Source organism: Rhodoferax sp. GT1R46 (genome assembly GCF_056521285.1).
This window is the reverse complement of the sequence record NZ_JBWMBC010000001.1, coordinates 357,291-379,876: the sequence shown is the minus strand read 5'-3', so window position 1 is coordinate 379,876 and position 22,586 is coordinate 357,291. Positions and strand designations below refer to the sequence as shown.

Sequence of the window (22,586 nt, the reverse complement as noted above, 5' to 3'; positions counted from 1 at the left end):
GGGATTTTCTCCGGGGGAGCGGGGGCGATTTTAAAAAGCGAAGCGCATGAGCCCCCGGCCTGCGCGCCCCAGCCCGCCCCGCGCAAGACACACCCCCACCCCGATACACTCTAGGGTTTGCACCTACTGATCAAAAAATGACCTACTGCGTCGCCATCAAACTCAACGCCGGGCTGGTGTTCCTCTCCGACTCCCGCACCAACGCCGGCCTCGACCAGATCAGCACCTTCCGCAAAATGATCGTGTACGAGAAGTCCGATGACCGCTTCATGGTCCTGCTGTCGGCGGGCAACCTCAGCATTTCGCAGGCCGTGCGTGAAATCCTGCAGGTTGAAAAGCTCAAGGACCACGACGAAGACGAAGGCATCACCATCTGGAACGCCAAGAGCATGTTCGACGCTGCGCGTGTGCTCGGCTCCACCATCCGCAAAGTCTACGACCGCGACGCCGTGTCGCTCAAGCAGGCGGGAGTCGACTTCAATGTATCGCTGATTTTCGGCGGCCAGATCAAGGGTGAGGCCATGCGCCTGTTTCAGGTGTACTCCGCGGGCAACTTCATTGAAGCCACGCCGGAAACCCCTTACTTCCAGGTAGGCGAGTCCAAATACGGCAAACCCGTTCTGGACCGGGTCATCACCCCCAATACCCCACTGGACGAAGCCGCAAAATGCGCGCTGGTGTCCATGGATTCGACCCTCAAATCGAACCTGTCAGTGGGTCTGCCGCTAGATATGGTGGTCTACGAGGTCAACCAGTTTCAGACCGACAAGGTGGTGTGCATTGACGAGCACAACCCCTACTTCCAGATGCTGCACGGTAGCTGGGGGCAGAAGCTGCGTGAAGTGTTTGACAGCATTGAAGACCCCATGTGGGATGGTGGCCAGACCAACGTGCCGCTGATGGTGCCCTCCAACCGCAGCCTGCCCTTGAAGAAAATTACCACACCGCAAGAAAAGCTGATCTAACTGCGCACACCATGACATTGATCGTTTTCTCTCACGCCAATAGCTTTCCCGCCAGCACCTACAAAGTGCTTTTCAAGAACCTGCGTTCGCGCGGCTTCACCGTCAAGGCGATCGAGAAACTGGGCCATGACCCGCGTTACCCGGTCAGTAATAACTGGCCCCACGTGGTGCAGCAGCTCATCGACTTCACAAAGGAAACAGTCACCAAGGCTGGCGAGCCTGCCTGGTTGGTCGGTCACTCGCTGGGCGGTTTTTTGAGCCTCATGGCTGCTGCCCGCAATCCGGAGCTGGCCAAGGGCGTCGTGTTGATTGACTCGCCCATTCTGGGCGGCTGGCGCTCCACCGCCGTCGGGGTGATGAAGACGACCCAGATGATGGGCTCATTCTCGCCCGGTGCAGTCAGCCGCGCCCGACGCAACAGCTGGCCCACGGTGCAGGCCGCCTACGAACACTTTCGTCACAAGAAGGCTTTTGCCAAGTGGGGCGACGCCATTTTGATGGACTACGTGACCTACGGAACCGTGGAGGCGGATGGCAAGCGGGTGCTGAGCTTTGACCGCCATGTGGAGACCCAGTTCTACAACACCCTGCCCGACAACCTGGACCAACTGTTGGCCCGCCACCCGGTGAAGTGTCCCGTATCATTCATCGGTGGGCGCGCCTCGCACGAGATGAAACAGGTTGGCATGGCCATGACCGAAAAAGTCACCAAAGGCCGCACCATGATGCTCGACGGCAGCCACCTGTTTCCCATGGAAAATCCGGTGGCCACCGCAGCAGCCATTGAGGCCTCAATCCTCAATATGGCGGGCAACACTGCCGTTTGAAGTTTCTCAAGCCACCCATTGCACGGCGCCGCTCCACGCGGTAGCCAGCACCACCACACCGAAGGCGATACGGTAGTAAGCAAAGCCCATAAAGCTGTGGGTGGCGATAAAGCGCAACAACCAGCGCACGCACAGCCAGGCGCTCAGAAACGAGAACACGAGTCCCACGGTGAACAGCGGCACGTCGGCCATGCTGAGCAAAGCGCGTTCCTTGTACAGGCTGTACACACCCGCCCCAATCAGCGTGGGAATGGCAAGATAGAAAGAAAAGTCGGTAGCCGCCTTGCGCGAGAGGCCCAGCAACATGCCGCCGATGATGGTTGCACCGCTGCGGCTCGTACCTGGAATCATGGCCAGACATTGCGCCAGACCCACTTTCAAGGCGTCTTTCCAGGTCATGTCATCGGCGTCGGTGACATGCACCGCATTGCCACCCGCCGCCTGCCGTTTTTCAGCCCACAAAATAATGAAGCCGCCCAGGATGAACGTCGTGGCCACAACGACCGGCGTGAACAGATGCGCCTTGATGGCCTTGCCAAACAACAGACCCAGCACGACGGCTGGAATGAAGGCGATCAGCACATTCAGTGCCAGTTTTTGTGCCGACTTCTGTGTGGGCAAACCCACCAGCGTCGAACGGATCTTTTGCCAGTACACCATCACCACAGCAAAAATGGCACCGGTCTGGATGGCGATATCAAACACCTTGGCCTTCTCGTCATCAAAGCCCAGCAAAGCGCCAGCCAGGATGAGGTGGCCCGTACTGGAGATGGGCAAAAATTCGGTCAGGCCCTCGACGATGCCCATGATGGCGGCCTTGATCAGCAAAACAGTTTCCAAAACAAATTCTCCAGGTTAAAAAGGGCCGTAGCCCCCGTATTATCTGCGTAAGCAGCTCACTTATTCATAGCGCAAAGCCTGAATCGGCAGCAACTTTGACGCCCGACGTGCGGGGTAGTAGCCAAAGAAAATTCCAACAAATCCAGCAAAGCCCACGGCCAGCACAACCGAGTTGGCGCTCAGGCTCACCTGCCAGCCCGCAAAGTTGCCCACAGCCCAGGTTGCCACCGCGCCCAGCACCACACCCAGCGCGCCGCCAATCAGGCTCAGCGTGACCGCCTCGACCAAAAACTGCGCAAGGATGTCGCGGCCCCTTGCACCCACCGCCATGCGCAGGCCGATCTCGCGGGTGCGCTCGGTCACGCTCACCAGCATGATGTTCATGATGCCTATGCCACCAATCACCAGGCTGATGCCGGCCACGGCGGCCAGCAGCAGCGTCATGATGCGGCTGGACTCTTCCTGGGCCTGCAAAATCTCGGTCAGGTTGCGCACCTGAAACGGGTCTTCGCCACCACTTTGCACCTTGAAGCGCTGGCGCAGCAGGTCTTTGATGCTTTCTTCCACGGCCTTCATGTCCTGCCCATCACGCACCTTCACCGAGATCGCACCCACCCGTTTCAGACGGCTGGTGGCGTCACCGCCCCAGATGCGGTTGCGCAGAGTCCCCAGCGGAATCATGATGGCGTCATCCTGGTCCTGGCCCATCGAGTTTTGCCCCTTGGCCGCCAGCACCCCAATCACGGTCATTGGAATGTTGCGCACGCGAATCATCTGGTCCACCGGGTCCTGATCGCCAAACAGCTCACGCGCCACGGTAGCGCCAATCCACGCCACTTTGGCCGATCCCGACAGCTCGGCCGCATCAAACAGGCGCCCGCTGGCCAGGGGCCAGTCCCGCGCTTCCAGATACTCGTTGTTGACGCCGATGATGCTGGTGCCCCAGTTGGTATTGCCAAACACCAGCTGACCGCTGGTGCGCGAGGTGGGCGCGGCCACCTGCACCTCGGGAATGTCCAGCGCAATGGCCAGCGCATCTTCCTCGGTCAGGCGCTGGCGGGTTTGTGCACCCAGACGCACACCGGCTTGTGAAACCCCACCGGGCAGCACCAGCATGATGTTGGAGCCCAGCCCCTTCATCTGTTCCTGCACGCGCTGCGTCGCACCGCCGCCCACGGCAATCATGGTGATGACGGCCGCCACGCCAATGATGATGCCCAGCATCGTCAAAATGCTGCGCAAGGTGTTGGCTGCCAGCGCGCGCAAGGCCAGCCGGACGGGTGCCCACAGGTTCATTGCCGCAGGTCCTCGACGATCCGGCCGTCCTTGAAGACCATCTTGCGGCGCGCCCAGGCGGCAATGTCGTTTTCATGGGTGACCAGCACGACCGTCATGCCCTGGGAATTGAGCTCGGTCAGCAGCGTCATGATGTCGTTGCTGGTCTGGGAGTCCAGCGCACCGGTGGGCTCGTCAGCCAGAATCAATTGCGGGCTGTTCACCAGCGCCCGCGCAATCGCCACGCGCTGCTGCTGCCCGCCCGACAGTTCGGAGGGCGTGTGCTGGCCGCGCTCCGCCAGGCCCACGCGTTCCAGCGCGGCCTGCCCACGTACGCGCCGCTCAACCGTCTTGATACCGGCGTACACCATGGGCAGCTCGACGTTTTCCAACGCACTGGTGCGTGGCAGCAAATTGAACTGCTGAAACACAAAGCCAATACGCCGGTTGCGAATAGAGGCCAGTTCGTCCGGCGCCAAATTCTCGACCTCTTCACCGGCCAGCCAGTAGCGGCCCTCGGTTGGCAAATCGAGGCACCCCAGAATGTTCATCAGCGTGGACTTGCCCGAACCCGACGCCCCCATGATGGCAACAAAATCACCCTTCTCGATCTCCAGCGACACATCGCGCAGGGCGTGCACCGTTTGCCCGCCACCTGCGGCATGCTGCGCGGGCGTGCCCATCCAATAGGTCTTGGTGAGGTTGCGCGCCTGAATCAGGGCGCTGCCACTGGGCTCCATAGCCTTTTAAAAGAGGGGCCGCGGGGTGGTACCGACAGGGCGCGCCGCAGAAGCCGGCGCCCCCGCCGTCTTCGTACCGATGATGATCTCTGCGCCCTCTTTCAACTCGCCAGCCAGTGCGCCATCACCCGCCACCTGCAGCTCGGTGGTGCTGCCGTCGCTAATACCCAGACGCACGTTCAAGGCCTTGGGCTTGCCCTCGCCATCGAGCACAAAAATGCGCCCACGGGTGGATGTGCGGCTGGCAGCCTTGGCTGGCACACTGGCCGAAGCCGAAGCAGAGACGGCAGGCTGTGGTGCCTGAGCGGGCTCCACACCCGCGATGCGCATGCGCAGGGCGGCATTGGGTACCTTCAGCACATTCTCGCGCTGGTCGGTCACCACGCGCACGTTCGCCGTCATACCGGGCAGCAGGCGACCGCCCTCGTTGGAGAAGCCCACCACCGCCACATAGGTCACCACATTCGCCACGTTGAGTGCGGCCTTGCGCACCTGACGAATGTCCCCCTCAAAAGTTTGTCCGGGGAAAGCGTCCACGGTAAAACTGGCTTTCTGCCCCGCGCGCAAGCGACCCACATCGCTTTCGTCAATACTGGCATCCACTTGCATGTCAGAAAGATTCTGGGCAATCACAAACAGTTCGGGCGCCTGCAGGCTGCTGGCCACGGTCTGGCCACGTTCAATGGCGCGCTTGATGACGATGCCATTCACAGGCGAGGTAATGCGGGTGCGGTCCAGGTCAATGCGGGCTTGCGCCAACGCGGCATCGCGCTGGGCCACGTTGGCCTGCGCCGTTTTGACCTGGGCTTGCGCTACGCCCACCTGGGCCTGCACCGCCTTGACGGCCTCCACGCTGGTGTTTACCAATGCGCGGGACTTGTCGGCCTCACTTTGGGCAATGAATTGCTTTTCGACCAGGCTTTGCTTGCGTTCATGGTCGCGCTGTGCCTCCATCAGATCCACTTGGGCGCGCGACACCTGGGCTTGCGCGGCAATCTGGTTGGCCTGCGCCGTCAACACGGCGGCACGGGCTGCATCCACATCGGCCTGCGCAGATCGCACGCGATATTCAAATGTTTCAGGATCAATCCGCGCCAGCAACTGCCCGGCTTTGACTTCGGAGTTGAAGTCCACCAGAAGATCACGTATCTGGCCGCTGACCTGTGTGCCCACCGACACCTGGGACACCGGGTTCACGGCGCCGCTGGCGGCAACTGCAGCCTGCAAGCTGCCGCGGGTCAGGGGTGCAGTGCGGTACTGCACGGCATCACTTGCCGCTTGTTGCTTCCACCACCACCACCACCCACCACCGACCAGAAGCAGCATCGCAACGCCGCCGGCAACCACATACGATTTTTTCATCAGATTCCGCAAAGACGATCAGGGAGCTGACGGCTTCACATTCACCACAAAATACTCGGTCTCGCCGAAGCAGGATGTAGGCAATCCCTTGTGCTGTTCGTACGTCAGGGTGACACGCGAGCCCATGGTCTTCTCGATGGCGGCGGCCACGGCAGAGTCGCGTACAGTGAAGAGGAATTTCTCGGGCGTCGTTCCAGGCATGGCCACCATGGAGAGTTCGCCTTCCCACGTTTTGCAGAGCCAGCCCTTGTGTGACATTTTTTGCATGAACCCGGCCCGCTCGCCACTGGAATAGCTCCAGCTCAGCGCAACCCACACGTAGGCCGCAGCCACAAGAGCGATCACCACGAGCGTTGCAACGACGTAGTAAATGGCGGATTTTTTTGCGGGCACAGGGGTCATTTGCATCTTTCAGGTTGGGCGTAGCGAGGATTCTAGTGGCTGCCTATGTCACCCGCGCGAACCTTCAACTCAGCAACTGGATCAGCCCGGTGGGATGAATGCTCCACCCAATCAGACCCGACAAACCCATCAGCACGCCAAAACCCGATGGAACCAGAGCCAGCGCATAAAGCCACGGCAGTTGCGTCAGTGACGCAACTGCCAGTAGCGAGATGGCAATCGCGATCAGCGCATCCGACAAATCAAATTGGTCATCACGAAAATTGAGTGCATCGTAAGTGGTCTGATCCTTCTCGGCCTGGGTTTTCAATTCATCCTTCTTCTGGCTCTGGTCTTTGGCAAGCGCTTCATAAATAGCGATCTGCTCCCTGTAGGCTGACTCCATCCTGGGTGGCGCTGCCATAGACTGCAACCGCAATTGCACCAACGATGACTTGGCAATTTCCTCGCGGATATTGCGTGCCTGATAGAACTGCCAGTGGTCCAGCTTGTCCGCCTGTGCCTGCTGCATGGCCTGCACAATGTTGTCGTCCTTGACCTTGCAGATCCCCATGAAGGTCGCCAACAAGGCGACCGTGATCGCCACAGCAGGATTGAGCCAACTTGACTTGCCGCGCCCGGCTTCCGCCCTGGCCGACTCCACCATCTCCAACGTATCAATTTCCATTTGTAGACTCCCGCCAGTTTCTGGCACGTAACCCATTGATACACAGTGCCGTCAAGGCTGCTGCTCCTGCGCTTGCACCGGTAGCCGCGCCGGCCAAGAAGTAATTCTTGATGCGCCCCAGCAAAAAGCCCGTGTCACGGTTGGCGCTCGCACGTGCGCTCGATCTGGCTTCCGTCGAGCAGGCGAATGCTCTTGGAATCGTCGTACACAATTTCAGTTGGCGGCATAAAGCCCAGCCTCCCAACCTGGCTGGGCGAACCTGACCACACAATTTTTCCGTTCAACAATTCACCGGTCAACGCTACCGAATCCGAGCGCAGTTCAACCACGTCCATTCCATGGCGAAACCGCATCGCAAACGGTTGTCCAATGCCTTTGCATTCGTACGTTATGAGCTGGGTTGGCTGCGGCAAAAATCCTTTGTTTCGAACAGACTTCACCACGATGAAGCCAATCACACTGATCACGACCACAGTGATGGCGGTAATGACGACGGCCGGGATGATAGCGCCGCTCGTCACCAGTTTTTTTACATCAAATTTTTTGGGATTCATAGAAGAGTCAACTGTTGAACGTTGTGCATGAGACGCCTAGAAACTGGTTGCCAACATAACGACGACGGCAACCGCCATGACCGCTGTCGCAGTCCAGCCAAAGAACCGATGGCGCGCCGTGATGGTGTGCTGTCCCATCAACCGCTCTGACTGCCCAATCCACATGAGTGCCGCCATGATCGGCACGGAGATAACGCCATTCACAATCGCGCTCCACACCAGCGCCTTGATGGGATCCAGTTCCAGATAACCCATGACCGTGCCGATGCCAGTCGCCGCCACGATGATGAGGTAGAAACCCTTGGCCTCACGAAACCCATGCGAGAGCCCCGCCTTCCAGCCATAGAGCTCACTGACAGCATAGGCCGCAGAGCCTGCCAACACGGGCACCGCCAGCAGACCGGTGCCGATAATTCCCAGCGCAAATACCAAAAATGCAAACTCACCCGCCACCGGCCTGAGCGCCTCGGCTGCTTGCGACGAGGTCTGAATGGTGGTGATGCCCTGCAGATTCAGGGTCACCGCGGTGGCAACGACGATGCACAGCGCAATCACGTTGGAAAACGTCATTCCCACAATCGTGTCCTGCTTGATGCGGGACAAATGCTCTGCCGCATATTCCGGATGCTCCCGCAGAGACTGTGCCTCGGGCCTGCGGTTGTTGTCTTCCACTTCTTGCGATGCTTGCCAGAAAAACAGATATGGGCTGATGGTGGTGCCCAACACGGCGACCACCATGGCGGCGTAGTCCTTAAACGAAGCATCCTTGGGAAAGAATGACCAAGGGTGAAGTGACTCCGAAATAGCCTGGCGCCAAGGCACCTGCACCGTCAGGATGACGGCCACGTAGGCAAACAGGCCCAGGGTCAGCCATTTAAGTATGCGCACGGTGCGCTCATAGGAGAAGAAAACCTGCGTTGCGATGCACAGCACGCCAAAGCCCACGACGTAAAGCGACAGTGGCCCGCCAACCAGCAGGCGAACGGCCTCGCCCATGGCGCCGATGTCGGCTGCAATATTGATGGTATTGGCAATCACCAGCAATCCCACCAGCGTGGTGGTCAACCAGCGTGGACACATTTTGTTGATGTTGGCGGCCAGACCCTCGCCAGTCACCCACCCGATGCGGGCGGACAGCATCTGGATACCGATCATCAGCGGCGTCGTGATCAGCAACGTCCAGACCAGCGCAAAGCGGAATTGCGAGCCGGCCTGAGAATAAGTGGCAATGCCGCTTGGGTCGTCGTCGGCTGCACCGGTGATGAGGCCTGGCCCGAGACGACGGACGAAATTTTTTGCGGTTTGAGTCACCATGGTAGATCCCCTGTTCCAACGCACATGCAAGCGTCGGCAATGGCGCCCGTGGGAGCGCCTATTCTGAAAAGCCTGGGATGGAACCGAACTTCAGGGCAATAGCCCATGGGGTTCGTGTTGCCTGCCAGGCACGTTGGGCATAAGCCTCCGTGCCGAGTCAGACAAGCGGTCGCGACAGTGGTGTCTACGCGCAAATCAGACTAACCGGAGGCCAGGAACTATCTGAGTCCATTGAATTGGCCGGTAGTTGAGATGGGTGGGATTGTAAAGAAGGACACCCCAGCCAGGGAACCCGTTCTGTGTAAATTACGGGTAAAGACGCATTCATCGTCTACGATGAGCACCCTACCAGCCACCAGACCCATGCAATGAGCGAAACCCAGGACCCCAATCCACGCAAGGAAATCACACCCCGGTTCGGGCGGCTGCTGTTGGTCTGCGGAGCCGCAGTGATTTTTTGTGGATTACTGGTCTGGCTAATGGGGGATCGCTTTTCTGAATGCTGCGATCTGTCCTGGATTGGCCGATTCATTCGCTGATTTGTTGGCAAGCGCCCGCGCTGGTTACGGCGCCACTACCGCAGCGCGCAATTTCAGGCCAATGTCCTTGGTGAGAATCTGAATCTTGGGATCAATGGCTTCACGGCTGCTTTCCACCACCTTTTCACCCAACGCGCGCTCGAATTGCGGGACTAGGGACTCAAATTTCTTTTTCACGGGCGACTCAAACAGCGCAACGAGCGCGCGCAGTTCCTCTTCGCTGAAGTTTTTCATCAGCAAGGGGCCCACGGTGGGTCCCTTCAATCGCAAGGCTTCTGCACGCACAATGGGTGTCGCTTCATTGATGTATTTCTGGACATCCGGAACAATGGCCTTGAGTGTGGCCTCCTGCTTCTCCGCATTGACACGCCCTTGCAGGGCAACCCGGGCCTGCAACAGCGCATCGGTTGCAGGCCTTTGCGTCATGGTGATGGCGGCATCTTCGATGTGCCACAGCGCAAGGACCCGCTGCACCAGGGCTTGTTTTGCATCGTCCGAGCTTTGTGCATGTACCAGGTTGGTAGCCACCAACGCAAGAAATACCAGCGCACAGGATTGAAGTATTTTTTTCATCGTTTGGAAGGGTCTAAAAGGCCTGGGTGAACTGGATGCCGAAATAGCGAATGCGGATGCCCCCGGAAACATCCAGCCCGGCATAGGGGTTGTAAATGGCGTTGAGAAAACCGCTGCAATTCATATTGCAACTGCTATCCGCCGGAACACTGAAATTGCCCTCGGCATAGCTGGCAGTTGCGTCAATGCGCAGCCCCTTGCGCGTCACGTAGCCCAGCCCAAGACTCTTTACGGCTAGGTCCGGCAAGGGCGCGATCAGATCCATGGCAGAACCAGGAATGGAACTGGGGCGTTGCTCATACCCCGCGCGAACGGTCAGTGCATCGGTCAACTGCAACTGCAGCCCGACGCCATAGGAAATGGTGTTGCGATAGCCACGCTTGAGGGTCAACTTGCTCGGGTCCTCCAGGCCAAACATGCGCGCCATCATCAGCATGTTGATGTTCTGGTCAAACTGCATGGTCAGCTTGTCCCACTTCTCCCAATTGCTCCATCCCGCGTCCAGATTGATCTGGACACGCTTGACGGGCTTGATCTTGACGCCAACCTGCACATGCTCCACAAAAGGCAATTTCATGGTCATATGGCCCGACTGCTCTGCGGGAATGGAGGTGGGCAGTCCCACAATCGACGCCGCAATAGGGCCGAACAGACTGGCATACATGCCCTGCACAAAATTGTTGAGCATGGGTTCGGCGCGAAAGGTATAGCGCCCGGTGAGCACGGTATCCGAGCCACCCTGGTACACGGCCCCCACAGCAAAACTCTCATTGGGCTCCCACAACACGCCCAGATTGATGGTGGGGTCCATGGGCGCCGTGGCTTCGAAGCTCGCTGAGGCTATTTTGTTGAAGGGGCGAAGCCGCCCCTCCTGACCGCCGCCGCAAAGTCCCAGGAAAAACACATCGACTGCGTTGCCGCTGTCGCCACACCACGCGTCCTGCAGCTTGCCCACAATGCCTAAAAATTTGTTAGGCATGCGCATATCGGTATCCAGCGCAAACCCCTGGTGTGCAACAGGAATGCCCACGCCGAAACTCAAGGTGTCCGTTGCCTTGTAGGCCACAGATGGTGACACGTACACCAGGCGCTGCATGATCACCTTGCGTCCGTCAAAGCGGGCTGGGTCGTCCTCGTCAGTGCGATTGAACCCCACGCCCTGCGTCACGTAGGTGCCGGTGGCAAACGTCCAGGGCGAACCCGGATCGTTGATGCTGAAGGCCAGGCTACCCCCCACTGCCGCAGGTAAAGGGGCTTTTAGCGGGCCGATACCAGGCAGATACACTGCGGCGCTGACATTGCCGGTGCTGGTACCGGCTACCGGATCGTCTTTAAATCCACCCACATCAAAACCTTCGGGCGCCGTGAAATGGGCCGTAGGCGACAGGGATGCGCCGTACACCGAATTCGAGAACCATTTGCCTTTCATCCGGGTCAGGCCCGCCGGATTAAAGTGAATGGCGTCCAGCCCCGGCGGATCCGCCGTGACCGCATTGCCCAGCGACATGGCCACCACGCTGGTGCCCAGGTTCTCGGAGAGCGCCGCATGGGAGCGATGAGAAAATCCGCCCAGTGCCACCAGCACGGTGGTGGCAGCAAAAGCCCCCCACCCTCGGGTCACCGCCCGACATTCATCGCGTTGCATCACGATGAATCTAGAAATTCAGCGGCATGTTCATGCCAAACGTGAAATCCGGGCTGTCTGAGGTAAGACCGATTCCCACCGAAAAGTTCACCGTCGTCAGCGGTGAGACGCGCACGCCCAGCCCGAGATTCATCATTGCGGAGGTCTGGCTGGCCGTCTTGTTTTCCACCGCCTTGCCGGTTGCATCGATGTACTTCAAACGCGTGCTGCCAGAGATGGATTCCTGAAAAGACAGCGTGGTGGTGATGTTGTACGACATGGCATAGGCAAATCCAACACCAAACCCCACCGTCTGCCCAGGCGACACTTCGTACAGGGTATTGCCATTGCTCTTCTGGTCCAGATTCTTGGCGGGTAATCCAAACGTCACGTTGGCCGAGCCAAAGATGGCAACCGGATCAATCACCTTCGAAGCATTCAACCCCAGCGTCGCGCTGGTGTAACCGGCGCCTGTGGACAGGCCTTGTCCTTCAATCACCTCAAAGGGACTGCGGCCGGTGGGAATCCGTACCGTGCCATTCACCGTGATGGACGGCAGGGTGCGGGACAACGGAAAAGGCTGTAGCCGCGCGCCGATGGAAACGTCACCAAACCCGTTCACCACCTGGTCGTTGGTGTCGGACTGCGAAAACTTGCTGACGATCGGCACGGTCAGGTTGAGGGTCAGGTTGTCTTTCAGCCCGTAATCTCCGGAGAAGGTGTTGGTCACCGTGTGTCCCCGCGTATTCTGAATGCTGAAGTTGGTCAACTTCGCGTCCGCAAAATTTGCGTTGATCAGTTGCTGACCAATGTAGGAATAGGTGAGGTCATAGGTGATCGCGCGCTTGCCCTCGCGCAACAGCGAATACTGCTTGTCCGTGGCGGACAAGGTTTCTTTCAGCACGGTGGCACTGTCCGCATCACCTTCCCGCTTGGCCAACGCATCCTTGGCTGCCTCCGTCGATACCGCCTGCGCAAACGCCTGCGTCGAGGGCAACACAGTCAACGCGGAAAGGAGTGCCAGGGCACCCAGGGTAGACAGACTCGCTCGGTGACGTTTCGTGGAATAGATTTTCATGGGTACTTTCATATCAAGTGGTTGCATCACTGCTATTTGCGTAAGGAAAAATTTCCGAGGTTGGACATGACGGCGCGTTGCAGCGCTTCGGTGCGGTCGAGCTGGGGCAGCGTGGCATCTGCGCGAATCAGGTCACGGTCGATCACGCCCAGCTCGCGCTCGCCCAGAGCGAGCAGCGCCAGCGTGGTCGTTCCCTTGGGTGGATTCAGGAGGAACAGGGTGTTGCGATCCCAGAGGCTGGTGAACTCCTCCACCGAAAAGACCACATGGCCCGCCGAGGGGTCTGCAATGTAGATCCGCCCTCCGCGCGTGCCGCGATAGACCACAAAATGCTTGAACCCGGCGTAATCAATGGGCACGACGGCCGGGGTTTGCAACTCCATCAGGTCCGAGATCGTTCCCCGAAATCCGTTGGCCTCCACGCCCAGGGTGGCGACATAGCGCTTCATGTCCAATAGCGAGAAGCCCCGGCGGGCCATGATCTTGTCGCGCTCCCCGTGCTCCAGCATGCCTTCCATCGCCTGCTGTTCTGTCACGGGGATGCCAAGGTAATTGTTGATAACCGTGACCAGCGCGGCAGAGCCGCAGCTGTAGTCGTAGGTCTGGTGAACGATGTTGCGAAACTTGGCGACCGACTGGGGCTCAATACCCACCCGCTCAGGTGGCGTGCCACCACCGGCCAGCACCATGGGCAATGCAAACTGATCTGCCGGTTGCTCTACAGGAGGCACTTGCGTGGCTACTCCAAAGCCACTAATGCCGGTCGCAATCACCAGGTAAACAATGGGCCACATACTCAAAGTCCTTTACCGACGCGCTACTTCGCCCACAGGTACAGGTGCCCTGTCTGGGTACCCAAACCGTGCAGCAAGACGCTGCCAAAATTCTGATCCGGCTGTACCGCCGCCTGGGCGTCGGTCTGCACACCGAACGACCGGAACCCAAACTGGTTCACCGCAACCACGCCCGGCAGGCCGATATCGATATAGCTTCCACCCGCAAGATCGGGACGGGGTGCCACGTCGATCGTCAGGCCCACCAGATCTATCACCCCCTTCAAACCTTGGGCCGTGGCATAGGTGGTCGTTCCGTTGACGTTGAAACTGTGAGTAAAGCTGGCTCCCAGGGCCTGGCTGCCCGCGTCCGACGTATTGACTTGCAGGTGCAGGACCATGCTGATGCCCTCTTGCCCCACCACCTCGGCAAGATCGTCATTGCTCAGGACGGCCGGCCCAGCCATCGCCGATGCACCGCCCATACCCAGGACGAGACATGCCGCAATAGAGGATCGAAACGTCATGTCAGAGCCCGGCCCGCAGCTTGATGTCGATGTACTGCAACTGCATGCTGGCAATGCGGCTGGCGCCCAGGTTGAGTGTGGAAGTCGCCAGCTGTGACACGGGGTCGGTAAAGGTCGCCCGATCGTTCCTGAATGTGATGTTGTCCACCACCACTCTGGCAGCCGGCACTTCGGCGGTGGGGTCCAGCGCCCAGCCAATGCCCAAGTGCAGGTACGAGCGCCCGCCTTCCGTGATGGCATTGAAAATCCCCGGCTGTGTGGTGACGTCCGCCAGCACCCAGGGAGACACGCCGTCCGCAGCACTCACATGCAACCCACTCAGGCGCAACTCATGGCTGGCGTCTTCACGCCCCCGCGGCCGCAGCACGAATGCGCTCAGGTCGGCATGGATAGTCTTGCCAAAGACGACACCCTCCACCCCCGGCGTGACGGGTGACGTGATGGAAAGCGTGCCGCCGTAGCTCGTGAGGTCTTGCACCAGCACCGCCCCGCCCTGAAAGATGCCGTCTGCGGTGCCCACCGTCCAGTCAGCGGCCCATTGCCACTTCAGGAGTCCGCTGGCATTGCGTGGCTCCGACAACTGAATCACATCTGGCAGACCTGGCCGGGCAACAATGGACAGGCTATAGGGGTCGGAAAACGTCGCCGCCGGATCGTCCGACCGCGACAGTGCAAGCTGGCTCCACGTAAAAGTTTGGGCCGGTACGTTCAGCCCGGTGGACCTGCCCACATAGGTCAGCGACAAGTCCCCGGAGAGGGAGTAATTGCGCAGGTTGAATGCCACGCCCGCGCCACGTACGACGGAAAGCTCTGCGTCTTCCAGCAGCGTCAGCGCCGACGCGGACAACGGTGCTAAGACACACCCGGCCAGCACCATCCAGCGCACCAGCAACACCCCGATCGACAAGGCACACGGCCGCTGCGTCATGGTGCTTACTTGGGCACAGCCAGATTGGAGGGCATGGCACCGACTACCCCACTGACACGGTCACGCAAATTCAGCCAGAAGCCCGCTGCCGCTTGTTGCGAGGTCAGTCCGGCAATGGACGGGTACGTCACATTCTGGGACTGCACCGCCAGAAAAAAATCACGCGTGGGCCTGCTGGCATCACCCAGCTTGAAGGTACCCACGGTTGGCAGCAAGCCCAGGCCGTTTGCGCGCTTGCCATCTGCGGACTCCATGGTGGCACCGCTCATCGAATCAAAATTGACTATGCCGCCGGCGGTCGAAATGTCCGCACGCAATGAGCCACTGAGTGCCCGAACCTGGGTTCCTACCAGGCCCTGCAGACCCTCAAACCCCATGCGCATGCCCACCACCTCACGTGTTGCGGCAGTGGTGCCTTGCTTGTAGACAAATTCGAAATAGGGATTGGTGGCACGCACATAGCGCGCACTCTCGCCATCGCCCAGCGCATAGCGACCCAACTGCAACGCCCCGATGTCCATATCAGCGCCCGCACCCAAACCGTTGGCGGGGCCATTGCGGGCTGCTGCATATTCCCCCAGCCGAATGTCTTTGAAGTTGGCGCTCAGGGTGACGTCGGCATTGAGCGTCATGCGCGTGAAGTCGTACCCCAGTGAACTGGTGTTGACGAGTTCGATCATGGCCTGACCCCATACCTGCGACAGATGCCCGTCGTCCAGCGCAATGCCCTGCGCGCGCGCGCCACCGGCGCACACCAATGTAACGACAAGCCCTGCGACACGAATGATCCAGTGGTGCATGGTGATGATCTCGAACGAATGCAAAAAAAGATCCCGCAGCCAAAGCCACGAGATCCTGGCGCAATGCAAAAGCAACGCCCCCTCCCTAAGAGAGCGTCACCTCTGTCGCATTAGTTGTGGCCAAACATCCAGACCTTGGTGCCGCCCACATCCAGCTTGGACAGCGCGATGCCGCCCATGGAAGCACCACCGTTGCCGGTTGTGATGGAGGCAACAGAAATGTTCAATCCGCCGGTGTTAGCCACGGCAGGGATAGCAAACTGGATCACGTCCTGGCCGGTGAAGCCCAACTGGAGGGCGGCTGAACCCAACACGGCTGGGACATTTGCCGGTGCGGTGCCAGCGGCCACCAATGCGCCAGCCAGGTCGCCCTGGAACTGAGCGCCAGAGATCACGTCGATGGAGGCACCAATCACACCGGTGATACCGATGTTGTTGAAGGACACGGTGTTACCGCTATCGGAGTAGGTGAACGAGCCGATGCCCACATGCAGATCCGCCACGATGGACACACCGTCCTGGCCGCTGACTTGCGCCAGACCTTCGTCGTTCACAAGGGTCATCGCCGAAGCGGAAAAAGCAAAGGAAGCAAGCAGTGCGGCAGCAGCAGACAATTTGAAAGTTTTCATGGTGGTTTCTCCTGAGTTGGTAAAGTTTTTTTGTGCTGACTTGCGCACCCGGCGCTTTGTTGTCAGTACGGGGCTAGTGTCAGATTCAGAACCCCATTCGTCACTGACTGCGCAGGCCAAACTATTGGCTTCCTGGGCCAAGAATTGGCTTCAAGGGAATACCCCTATGACGCCAAAACCAGACCAGCATGTCCCTGGTATTGCCCGACCTGGCTAGCGCAGCGTGGGCGTATGCCCAAACCAGCGCTTGCATGCACGGTAGAAATTACTCGGGTCGGAGAACCCCAATGCAAACGTGATTTCGGTGGGATTGAATCCACCTTGCTGGATGTAAGACTCCGCCATCTCACGGCGCACGGAATCGAGAAGATTGAGGTAGGTTGTCCCCTCCTCCGAGAGGCGACGGCACAGGGAACGCTCGCTCATGCCCAGGTGTGTAGCAATCTCCTTGCGATGCGCTTCGCCTTTGTGCAAGGACTTGACCAGTTCCCTGCGAATACGATCGCTGGTCACGCCCACCGTGCGCCGCTGCATCTGCTCCGCAATGCGCTCAGACAGCTCCAGAATGGCTGGGTTGGCCGTGGGGATGGGTAGCAACATGCTGGCGGTAACCAGTTCAATCGCGCAGCGCGGCGCACCAAATTCCACCACATCACCAAACGATTGATGCCACATAAGTGGATTCAATGGCGCATCTCCCGGGTGGTACATCTTCAAGATTTTTGCGCGCTTGCCGGAGACGATACGGGAGCCTGCTATCACCATGGATGCAAAGAAATCGAATATCGAAGAAGAAATACAACGTCTGCCCGGAACAATTCCCAAGACGAGCAGACTTCGGTCTGATGAAGTCTGAAAATCGACGGTTGCCATCGGCCAAAACAGCGGAAGGTACCGTGCCAGAAACTGCAGGCTCTCCTGCGGGTTGTTCGACGCAAACAACATATGCGACAGCACGCCCAGGGCACCCAGCGGGTGGCGCGCCATGCGCAGCCCGATATGGGGGTCGCCAGTTCTGGCGACGGCGATTTCGAAGGCCACGCTCATCGCATCACTCAGACCACCTGCCGGTAGTTGGTCGACCACTGCACTGTAAATACCCGCCTCAATACACAAAGCCGCACCGTCGAGCCCAATATTGTTGAAACCCGTGCACAGCGTTTTGTACCAGCTCAGATCAGCAATTGAATTGGAGTCCATCGGGTCGGTCATTCATCCAGAGAGTAGGTTGCGGGGCCCTTCCAACAGATCGCGATTATTGAAACGATCACCCCTCACCCACATTGGTGTTGACCCTAGGTGACGTGAAAAACGAGGGTGCCGTAGAAATCGAGCCCCTCAGCCGAAACAAAAAAAGCGGGGGCACAGGCCCCCGCTTTTTCTGAGTGTCCTGGTATCAGCACATCAGCGCATCAGCGCATCAGCGCATCAGCGAGCCCAGCATGCCCATCAAGTCGCTACCGTTGCCCAAACCACCTTCAGGTGCATGACCGTTTGGCGTCAGCTTGTCCACCAGACCCGGCAGGATGCTGGACAACTGGCCCGCCACTTCGCTGCTGTCCATGCCCATCTTGGCGGCCATGCCAGAGATGGCATCGCTACCCAGCACGTCGCTGATCTGGTCTGCCGAGATGGGCTGGTTCTGGCCGCTGCCCACCCACGAGCCGATCACATCGCCCATGCCCGCCTGCTGGAACTTTGCCATCAACCCGCCCAGACCGCCGCTCGCGCCGTCGTTGCCCAGCATGCCCGTAATGGCCTGCAGGATTTGGGGGTTGCTGGCAACCATGCCCATCAGGCCGCCGAGTCCGCCAGCGGCCGCGCCCTCGGTTTGCGTATTGTTGTTCAAGACCGATTGCAGCACTGAATCGAGTAAGCCCATGGTTTTTCTCCGAGGTTGGATGAATAGGAAATCGAGAACGAAATTGTGACCTATCGACGCAAAAAAAGGTACCGCCTGAGGCGCACTTAGCCGAACTTCACTCCACGATTCCGGCATTTCGTCACAAATTGGTGGTTGTCATAAAAGGCTGCAGGCAGAGTTCGTTCCATCGCAGCAAAACCGGAGAACGCACTCACTTCATTGAACCCGAATGACCCCTGTTAAGGCAGAATTGACTTCTCATGACAACACCTCTCACCCCTGAAGCCCTTGAAAAATTGGCCCGTAAGCGCGCAGGCGCCAAGCTGGGCTGGTATGCCCATGCCTGCGTGTTTGTGCTGGTGAACCTGTTTGTGTTCTCCCTGTCGGAATACGCGTTTGGCACCCGCGCCTGGTCCATCAAGCCGCTGCTGGGCTGGGGCCTTGGGCTGTGCCTGCATGGCATTGCGGTGTGGTTTCTGGGTGCTGGCGGCAACCTGCGCGAAGGCCTGGTGCAGCGCGAACGCGAACGCCTGCAACGCGAGCAAGACAAGCGCTGACCCGCCATGAAAATTGACTGGCTGAACAAGCTGCAATACTTTTTGCAGACCATGGCGTTTTGCCTGGCAGTGTCGGCCATTCAGTTCGCGTTTCAGCCGCAGTGGGCTTATGAGATTGCGCTGGTCTATTCGGTCTGCATCGGCACCTGTATCTGGGCGCTAACCGACTTTGGGCGCCATCTGGTGCCCTCGGCAGCAGAGACCGGTTGGCCCCAGGGCGCGGCCGGGTTTGCATTGCCCCTGGTTGCCACGGTGGTGGGCTATGTGCTGGGCACCCTGGCCGGTGATCAGGTGTTTGGCTGGTCGTCATGGAGCTTTCAGGCGGGCTCGAAGCTGCCCGCGTCCATCATCATCACCGCGCTGGCCGGCACCGCAGCCTCGTATTACTTCTACACCAGGACCCGGCATGGCTACCTGCAGCGCCGGGTGGAAGAAGCGCGCGGCCAGGCCATGGAGTCGCGCCTCAAGCTGCTGGAAACCCAGCTGGAGCCCCACATGCTGTTCAACACGCTGGCCAACCTGCGTGCGCTTATCGGCACAGACCCTACCCGCGCCCAGACCATGCTGGACCACATGGTGGCTTACCTGCGCGCCACGCTCAGCGCATCGCGCTCCAGCACGCACCCGCTGGAGCGCGAGTTTGAACGCCTGCAAGACTACCTGGAGCTGATGACCATCCGCATGGGGCCGCGCCTGCAGTTCACACTGGATCTACCCGACGACTTGCGCCAGCACCCCCTGCCGTCCTTGCTGCTGCAGCCGCTGGTGGAAAACAGCATTCAGCACGGCCTGGAGCCCAAGGTAGCCGGCGGCAGCATCACCGTGCGCGCCCGGCGCAGCGGCAACCGGCTGACGCTGGAGGTAGAAGACACCGGCTTGGGTTTTGATGCCACCCGTGCGGGCGCAGGCGGTGCCACGCAGGACGGCCGGGGCTTTGGCCTGAGCCAGGTGCGCGAGCGCCTGGCCACCACCTACGGCACAGAAGCCACTATCAATTTAATAGCTGGCAGCGCAGGTGGCACGAGGGCTAGCATCACTTTTCCTTACAAACCATGACACCCAAAGCCCCCACGGCCCTGATTGCTGAAGACGAGCCTCTGCTGGCCGCGGCCCTGCAGGCCGAACTGGCGCGCGCCTGGCCGGCGCTGCAGGTGGTGGCAACCGTGGGCGACGGCGCCTCGGCCGTGCAGCAGGCGCTGGCCCTGCAACCTGACGTGTTGTTTTTTGACATTCGCATGCCCGGCATGGGCGGGCTGGAGGCCGCTGCCGAGCTGGCCGACCTGTGGCCCACTGCGCCCGCCGCTGGCTTGCCAGCGCGGCCCTTCCCCGCACTGGTATTTGTGACCGCTTATGACCAATACGCCGTGCAGGCCTTTGAGGCCCAGGCGGTGGACTACCTGCTCAAGCCCGTGCAAGTTGCGCGACTGCAGAAAACAGTGGCAAAACTGCAGCTAGCCCTCGCCAAACCTGCGCAGGCTGCTATGGATTTGGAAGCAACACTGGGCCAGCTGCGCGGTCTGCTTGCGCCGCCACAAGCCCCCAGAGCGCTGCTGAAAATGATTCAGGTCAGCGTGGGCAGTGCCATCCGCATGGTGCCGCTGGACGACGTGGTGTACTTTGAAGCCGCCGACAAATACCTGCGCGTGCTCACCGCCGGGCACGAGTATTTGATCCGCACCCCCATCAAGGAACTGTTGCCCCAGCTCGATCCCCAGCTGTTCTGGCAAGTGCACCGGGGCACCGTGGTGCGCGTGGAGCAAATTGCCTCGGTGCACCGCGACGAGGCCGGCAAAACCAGCGTCAGCCTGCGGGACCGCGCCGAGAAGCTGGCCGTGAGCCGCCTTTACGCGCACCTGTTTCGGGCCATGTAGCCACGGGGGTCTAACCAGGTTTACTTTGCATGAAGCGCTGGTGCACACTACGATGGTGCCTATAAAGACTTCAAAAGAAAGAGACCAGCATGGCGATTCAATACACCTCGGTGGCCAACCACCTGCCCGAGAACAAAATGCGGCTGTATCCCACCAAGGTGATCAACGTCATTGGCGGGCCGGGTTGCGACAAATCGCTGGTCACCTCTGCCATCATCCTGTACCTGAAGCTGCATGAAAAAACCGTTGAGGTGATACCTGATTACGCCAAGTCCCTGGTGTGGCAGCAAAACTTTGAAGTGCTCAAAAACCAGTATTTCATTGCGCAGCGCCAGTACGAAATGCTGAACCTGCTGGACGGGCAAATCCAGTTCCTGATTACCGAGTGCTCCCTGCCCCAGGTGCTGTACTACAACGAAAACTACGCCGACAACATTTGCGACATCGGCAAAACCCGCACCCAGATTCTTAACTGGTACAAGCAGCACAACAACGTCAACGTGCTGGTGGAGCGGGGCGATCGCAAATACATTCACACCGGCCGTTTTCAGGATGAAGAACAGGCCAAGGGCATTGACCGCGGCCTGCGCGGCATACTGACCCGCGAAGGCCTGCGCTACACCGCCCTGCCGGGCAATGTGGAAGCCATTAACGCGTTTGCGCAAACCCTTCTGGAATAGGCCGCAAGCCTGCTGGCACATACCGCCCCAAGCGGGCGTTGATAGCGGCTTCGTGCCGCTGCCACCACACTCCCAGCCACACCACAGCCAAGCCCAGCAGCGTCAGCGCAAACGGGAACATCAGGCTGTCTTTGAACACCCGGTGCGACAGGTAGCCCAGGTACATGGCCACACCCAAAGCGCCCAGCACGGTAAACACCCGCCGCCCAATGGCTGCTCCCAGCAGCACCAGCGCCACGTTCAGCACCGCAAACAAAAACTTGCCCAGCTCGTCGCTACTGTCCCGCAGGCTCAGGCCGCACCAGAACATGATGGCGCCCAACATATACAGCCAATACGCGTAGTCTTGCCGCCACGCGGCCGTTTGGGCCTGGCGGCTGCGCACATCCACCCACATGGCCACCGCGCAGGTGCCCAGGCCAAACACCAGCGACACATCGCGGGTGAACTGCCAGTCAAACCCGGTGTTTTGCATCAGGCCATTGGCCACATCCATGCTCATGTACCAGACGGTTACCGCAATCGGCATCACCATGAAGGGCAGCCGGTAGCGCCACAGCATCACCACGCCTGCGGCCAGCGTGGCAAATTCAAGCGTCATCCACCGCCAGTCAATGTGCGTGTGGTAGGCCGAATAGCTGCTGGGGCCACCCGGCGGCCACAGGCCCATCAGGTTTTGCACGCACCACACCGCCAGCGGCACCAGGCACACCGCCAGGGTGGCCAATATGCCAGCGGGCACGGGCAGGCTGCGCGCCTTGAAGTGGTCGGCCACCTTCAGGCAGGCAAAACCATAGGCCAGGCTGATAGCCAGCAGCCCGCCCGGGCCAAACGACTCCCAGCCCAGCGTCATGAAAAGCGTCATGGCGCTGATGGCTACCATGCCGCCAAAGTAATACAGCACGTTCACAAAGCCAAATTGGGGCCCGGTGGCATGCACAGGCGCGCTGGCGGCCGCACCGGGGGCGCTGCTGCGCTGGTGGTCCCGCTGGTCCAGCCAGCGCCACAGGTCCAGCGCCTGCTGCTGGCTGACGATGCCCACAAGGGCCGCGTCCTTGACGTCCTGAAGGCGCAGGTCAATCACGCCCGGCGCGGTGTCGTTGAATTCTCTTTGGCTCATTTTTAGTCCTCAATCCCTCGAATGATCATACCGTTTGGGCCCTGCAGGCCGGTGCCTTGGCCGTCTAGAATCGTAAG

The 22,586-nt window shown here is 59.6% G+C and carries 26 protein-coding genes; 7 read left to right on the top strand and 19 right to left on the bottom strand.

From position 1 onward, the window contains the following. Positions 1 to 137 precede the first annotated feature (137 nt). Together AC097W_RS01860 and AC097W_RS01855 are read left to right on the top strand one after the other, a co-directional pair. Positions 138 to 965: a proteasome-type protease gene (locus AC097W_RS01860; protein WP_479600554.1), complete on the top strand. Its 828-nt coding sequence runs from the start codon at positions 138 to 140 to the stop codon at positions 963 to 965. Between the two features lie 11 nt (positions 966 to 976). Then, entirely contained in the window at positions 977 to 1,792 is an 816-nt protein-coding gene (locus AC097W_RS01855) for an alpha/beta fold hydrolase (RefSeq protein ID WP_479600553.1), read from the top strand. Positions 1,793 to 1,798: 6 nt separating this feature from the next. Here AC097W_RS01855 and AC097W_RS01850 read toward each other — a convergent pair whose 3' ends face one another. The 8 genes from AC097W_RS01850 to AC097W_RS01815 all read right to left on the bottom strand — a co-directional run bounded on the left by AC097W_RS01850 (position 1,799) and on the right by AC097W_RS01815 (position 8,946). After that, on the bottom strand, positions 1,799 to 2,632 hold the full coding sequence (locus tag AC097W_RS01850; RefSeq protein ID WP_479600552.1) for an undecaprenyl-diphosphate phosphatase: 834 nt from the start codon (positions 2,630 to 2,632) through the stop codon (positions 1,799 to 1,801). A 60-nt stretch (positions 2,633 to 2,692) separates the two neighbouring features. Beyond that, entirely contained in the window at positions 2,693 to 3,928 is a 1,236-nt protein-coding gene (locus AC097W_RS01845; protein WP_479600551.1) for an ABC transporter permease, read from the bottom strand. Continuing rightward, on the bottom strand, positions 3,925 to 4,647 hold the full coding sequence (locus AC097W_RS01840) for an ABC transporter ATP-binding protein (RefSeq protein ID WP_479600550.1): 723 nt from the start codon (positions 4,645 to 4,647) through the stop codon (positions 3,925 to 3,927). The genes AC097W_RS01845 and AC097W_RS01840 overlap by 4 nt, the downstream gene beginning before the upstream one ends. A 6-nt stretch (positions 4,648 to 4,653) precedes the next feature. Beyond that, complete coding sequence (locus tag AC097W_RS01835; protein WP_479600549.1) at positions 4,654 to 6,009, bottom strand: efflux RND transporter periplasmic adaptor subunit; 1,356 nt, start codon at positions 6,007 to 6,009, stop codon at positions 4,654 to 4,656. 18 nt (positions 6,010 to 6,027) lie between these two features. Next, complete coding sequence (locus tag AC097W_RS01830; RefSeq protein WP_479600548.1) at positions 6,028 to 6,411, bottom strand: hypothetical protein; 384 nt, start codon at positions 6,409 to 6,411, stop codon at positions 6,028 to 6,030. 64 nt (positions 6,412 to 6,475) lie between these two features. Then, complete coding sequence (locus tag AC097W_RS01825) at positions 6,476 to 7,078, bottom strand: DUF4337 domain-containing protein (protein ID WP_479600547.1); 603 nt, start codon at positions 7,076 to 7,078, stop codon at positions 6,476 to 6,478. A gap of 134 nt (positions 7,079 to 7,212) precedes the next feature. After that, entirely contained in the window at positions 7,213 to 7,632 is a 420-nt protein-coding gene (locus AC097W_RS01820) for a hypothetical protein (protein WP_479600546.1), read from the bottom strand. A 36-nt stretch (positions 7,633 to 7,668) separates the two neighbouring features. Next, positions 7,669 to 8,946 (bottom strand): NRAMP family divalent metal transporter, encoded by a 1,278-nt coding sequence (locus tag AC097W_RS01815; protein ID WP_479600545.1) that lies wholly within the window; start codon positions 8,944 to 8,946, stop codon positions 7,669 to 7,671. A 368-nt stretch (positions 8,947 to 9,314) separates the two neighbouring features. Between AC097W_RS01815 and AC097W_RS01810 the strand changes: the two genes are divergently transcribed. After that, entirely contained in the window at positions 9,315 to 9,485 is a 171-nt protein-coding gene (locus AC097W_RS01810) for a hypothetical protein (protein ID WP_479600544.1), read from the top strand. Between the two features lie 24 nt (positions 9,486 to 9,509). Here AC097W_RS01810 and AC097W_RS01805 read toward each other — a convergent pair whose 3' ends face one another. The 10 genes from AC097W_RS01805 to AC097W_RS01760 all read right to left on the bottom strand — a co-directional run bounded on the left by AC097W_RS01805 (position 9,510) and on the right by AC097W_RS01760 (position 18,299). Further along, the gene (locus AC097W_RS01805) at positions 9,510 to 10,058 is read right to left on the bottom strand and encodes a DUF2059 domain-containing protein (protein ID WP_479600543.1); all 549 of its coding nucleotides are present in this window, start codon (positions 10,056 to 10,058) and stop codon (positions 9,510 to 9,512) included. A 13-nt stretch (positions 10,059 to 10,071) separates the two neighbouring features. Beyond that, on the bottom strand, positions 10,072 to 11,703 hold the full coding sequence (locus tag AC097W_RS01800; RefSeq protein WP_479600542.1) for an OmpP1/FadL family transporter: 1,632 nt from the start codon (positions 11,701 to 11,703) through the stop codon (positions 10,072 to 10,074). Between the two features lie 10 nt (positions 11,704 to 11,713). Further along, complete coding sequence (locus AC097W_RS01795) at positions 11,714 to 12,760, bottom strand: transporter (protein ID WP_479600541.1); 1,047 nt, start codon at positions 12,758 to 12,760, stop codon at positions 11,714 to 11,716. A 32-nt stretch (positions 12,761 to 12,792) separates the two neighbouring features. Beyond that, on the bottom strand, positions 12,793 to 13,554 hold the full coding sequence (locus AC097W_RS01790) for a C39 family peptidase (RefSeq protein WP_479600540.1): 762 nt from the start codon (positions 13,552 to 13,554) through the stop codon (positions 12,793 to 12,795). Positions 13,555 to 13,577: 23 nt separating this feature from the next. Further along, positions 13,578 to 14,060, bottom strand: coding sequence for a hypothetical protein (locus AC097W_RS01785; RefSeq protein WP_479600539.1), 483 nt, complete (start codon positions 14,058 to 14,060; stop codon positions 13,578 to 13,580). A 1-nt stretch (position 14,061) separates the two neighbouring features. Next, positions 14,062 to 14,988, bottom strand: coding sequence for a hypothetical protein (locus AC097W_RS01780; protein ID WP_479600538.1), 927 nt, complete (start codon positions 14,986 to 14,988; stop codon positions 14,062 to 14,064). Between the two features lie 5 nt (positions 14,989 to 14,993). Next, on the bottom strand, positions 14,994 to 15,788 hold the full coding sequence (locus AC097W_RS01775) for a hypothetical protein (RefSeq protein WP_479600537.1): 795 nt from the start codon (positions 15,786 to 15,788) through the stop codon (positions 14,994 to 14,996). A 110-nt stretch (positions 15,789 to 15,898) separates the two neighbouring features. After that, a complete protein-coding gene (locus tag AC097W_RS01770; RefSeq protein WP_479600536.1) occupies positions 15,899 to 16,417 on the bottom strand; it encodes a DUF6160 family protein in 519 nt (172 codons plus the stop codon). Positions 16,418 to 16,630: 213 nt separating this feature from the next. After that, a complete protein-coding gene (locus AC097W_RS01765; RefSeq protein ID WP_479600535.1) occupies positions 16,631 to 17,617 on the bottom strand; it encodes an AraC family transcriptional regulator in 987 nt (328 codons plus the stop codon). Positions 17,618 to 17,837: 220 nt separating this feature from the next. Then, complete coding sequence (locus tag AC097W_RS01760; protein ID WP_479600534.1) at positions 17,838 to 18,299, bottom strand: YidB family protein; 462 nt, start codon at positions 18,297 to 18,299, stop codon at positions 17,838 to 17,840. Positions 18,300 to 18,541: 242 nt separating this feature from the next. Here AC097W_RS01760 and AC097W_RS01755 point away from each other — a divergent pair, with 242 nt between their 5' ends. From AC097W_RS01755 to AC097W_RS01740, 4 genes are all read left to right on the top strand, one after another. Further along, a complete protein-coding gene (locus AC097W_RS01755) occupies positions 18,542 to 18,838 on the top strand; it encodes a 2TM domain-containing protein (protein ID WP_479600533.1) in 297 nt (98 codons plus the stop codon). A gap of 6 nt (positions 18,839 to 18,844) precedes the next feature. Next, positions 18,845 to 19,894, top strand: coding sequence for a sensor histidine kinase (locus AC097W_RS01750; RefSeq protein ID WP_479600532.1), 1,050 nt, complete (start codon positions 18,845 to 18,847; stop codon positions 19,892 to 19,894). After that, positions 19,891 to 20,709, top strand: coding sequence for a LytR/AlgR family response regulator transcription factor (locus tag AC097W_RS01745; protein WP_479600531.1), 819 nt, complete (start codon positions 19,891 to 19,893; stop codon positions 20,707 to 20,709). The genes AC097W_RS01750 and AC097W_RS01745 overlap by 4 nt, the downstream gene beginning before the upstream one ends. Before the next feature lie 89 nt (positions 20,710 to 20,798). Then, positions 20,799 to 21,389 carry a hypothetical protein gene (locus tag AC097W_RS01740; protein ID WP_479600530.1) on the top strand — a complete coding sequence of 197 codons (591 nt, stop codon included), beginning with the start codon at positions 20,799 to 20,801 and terminating at the stop codon, positions 21,387 to 21,389. On the opposite strand, the gene AC097W_RS01735 is transcribed toward AC097W_RS01740, so the two are convergent. Beyond that, the gene (locus AC097W_RS01735) at positions 21,358 to 22,509 is read right to left on the bottom strand and encodes a DUF2157 domain-containing protein (protein ID WP_479600529.1); all 1,152 of its coding nucleotides are present in this window, start codon (positions 22,507 to 22,509) and stop codon (positions 21,358 to 21,360) included. The genes AC097W_RS01740 and AC097W_RS01735 overlap by 32 nt on opposite strands. Positions 22,510 to 22,586: the final 77 nt, after the last annotated feature.

What these genes read in the sequence shown, in the direction of transcription:
- AC097W_RS01855 (WP_479600553.1), top strand. Translation starts at nt 977, where the DNA reads ATGACATTGATCGTTTTCTCTCACGCCAATAGCTTTCCCGCCAGCACC.
- AC097W_RS01760 (WP_479600534.1), bottom strand. Translation starts at nt 18,299, where the DNA reads ATGGGCTTACTCGATTCAGTGCTGCAATCGGTCTTGAACAACAATACG.
- AC097W_RS01770 (WP_479600536.1), bottom strand. Translation starts at nt 16,417, where the DNA reads ATGAAAACTTTCAAATTGTCTGCTGCTGCCGCACTGCTTGCTTCCTTT.
- AC097W_RS01845 (WP_479600551.1), bottom strand. Translation starts at nt 3,928, where the DNA reads ATGAACCTGTGGGCACCCGTCCGGCTGGCCTTGCGCGCGCTGGCAGCC.
- AC097W_RS01815 (WP_479600545.1), bottom strand. Translation starts at nt 8,946, where the DNA reads ATGGTGACTCAAACCGCAAAAAATTTCGTCCGTCGTCTCGGGCCAGGC.
- AC097W_RS01785 (WP_479600539.1), bottom strand. Translation starts at nt 14,060, where the DNA reads ATGACGTTTCGATCCTCTATTGCGGCATGTCTCGTCCTGGGTATGGGC.
- AC097W_RS01860 (WP_479600554.1), top strand. Translation starts at nt 138, where the DNA reads ATGACCTACTGCGTCGCCATCAAACTCAACGCCGGGCTGGTGTTCCTC.
- AC097W_RS01795 (WP_479600541.1), bottom strand. Translation starts at nt 12,760, where the DNA reads ATGAAAATCTATTCCACGAAACGTCACCGAGCGAGTCTGTCTACCCTG.
- AC097W_RS01750 (WP_479600532.1), top strand. Translation starts at nt 18,845, where the DNA reads ATGAAAATTGACTGGCTGAACAAGCTGCAATACTTTTTGCAGACCATG.
- AC097W_RS01735 (WP_479600529.1), bottom strand. Translation starts at nt 22,509, where the DNA reads ATGAGCCAAAGAGAATTCAACGACACCGCGCCGGGCGTGATTGACCTG.
- AC097W_RS01835 (WP_479600549.1), bottom strand. Translation starts at nt 6,009, where the DNA reads ATGAAAAAATCGTATGTGGTTGCCGGCGGCGTTGCGATGCTGCTTCTG.
- AC097W_RS01820 (WP_479600546.1), bottom strand. Translation starts at nt 7,632, where the DNA reads ATGAATCCCAAAAAATTTGATGTAAAAAAACTGGTGACGAGCGGCGCT.
- AC097W_RS01740 (WP_479600530.1), top strand. Translation starts at nt 20,799, where the DNA reads ATGGCGATTCAATACACCTCGGTGGCCAACCACCTGCCCGAGAACAAA.
- AC097W_RS01840 (WP_479600550.1), bottom strand. Translation starts at nt 4,647, where the DNA reads ATGGAGCCCAGTGGCAGCGCCCTGATTCAGGCGCGCAACCTCACCAAG.
- AC097W_RS01755 (WP_479600533.1), top strand. Translation starts at nt 18,542, where the DNA reads ATGACAACACCTCTCACCCCTGAAGCCCTTGAAAAATTGGCCCGTAAG.
- AC097W_RS01805 (WP_479600543.1), bottom strand. Translation starts at nt 10,058, where the DNA reads ATGAAAAAAATACTTCAATCCTGTGCGCTGGTATTTCTTGCGTTGGTG.
- AC097W_RS01800 (WP_479600542.1), bottom strand. Translation starts at nt 11,703, where the DNA reads ATGCAACGCGATGAATGTCGGGCGGTGACCCGAGGGTGGGGGGCTTTT.
- AC097W_RS01810 (WP_479600544.1), top strand. Translation starts at nt 9,315, where the DNA reads ATGAGCGAAACCCAGGACCCCAATCCACGCAAGGAAATCACACCCCGG.
- AC097W_RS01830 (WP_479600548.1), bottom strand. Translation starts at nt 6,411, where the DNA reads ATGACCCCTGTGCCCGCAAAAAAATCCGCCATTTACTACGTCGTTGCA.
- AC097W_RS01825 (WP_479600547.1), bottom strand. Translation starts at nt 7,078, where the DNA reads ATGGAAATTGATACGTTGGAGATGGTGGAGTCGGCCAGGGCGGAAGCC.
- AC097W_RS01775 (WP_479600537.1), bottom strand. Translation starts at nt 15,788, where the DNA reads ATGCACCACTGGATCATTCGTGTCGCAGGGCTTGTCGTTACATTGGTG.
- AC097W_RS01790 (WP_479600540.1), bottom strand. Translation starts at nt 13,554, where the DNA reads ATGTGGCCCATTGTTTACCTGGTGATTGCGACCGGCATTAGTGGCTTT.
- AC097W_RS01765 (WP_479600535.1), bottom strand. Translation starts at nt 17,617, where the DNA reads ATGGACTCCAATTCAATTGCTGATCTGAGCTGGTACAAAACGCTGTGC.
- AC097W_RS01745 (WP_479600531.1), top strand. Translation starts at nt 19,891, where the DNA reads ATGACACCCAAAGCCCCCACGGCCCTGATTGCTGAAGACGAGCCTCTG.
- AC097W_RS01780 (WP_479600538.1), bottom strand. Translation starts at nt 14,988, where the DNA reads ATGACGCAGCGGCCGTGTGCCTTGTCGATCGGGGTGTTGCTGGTGCGC.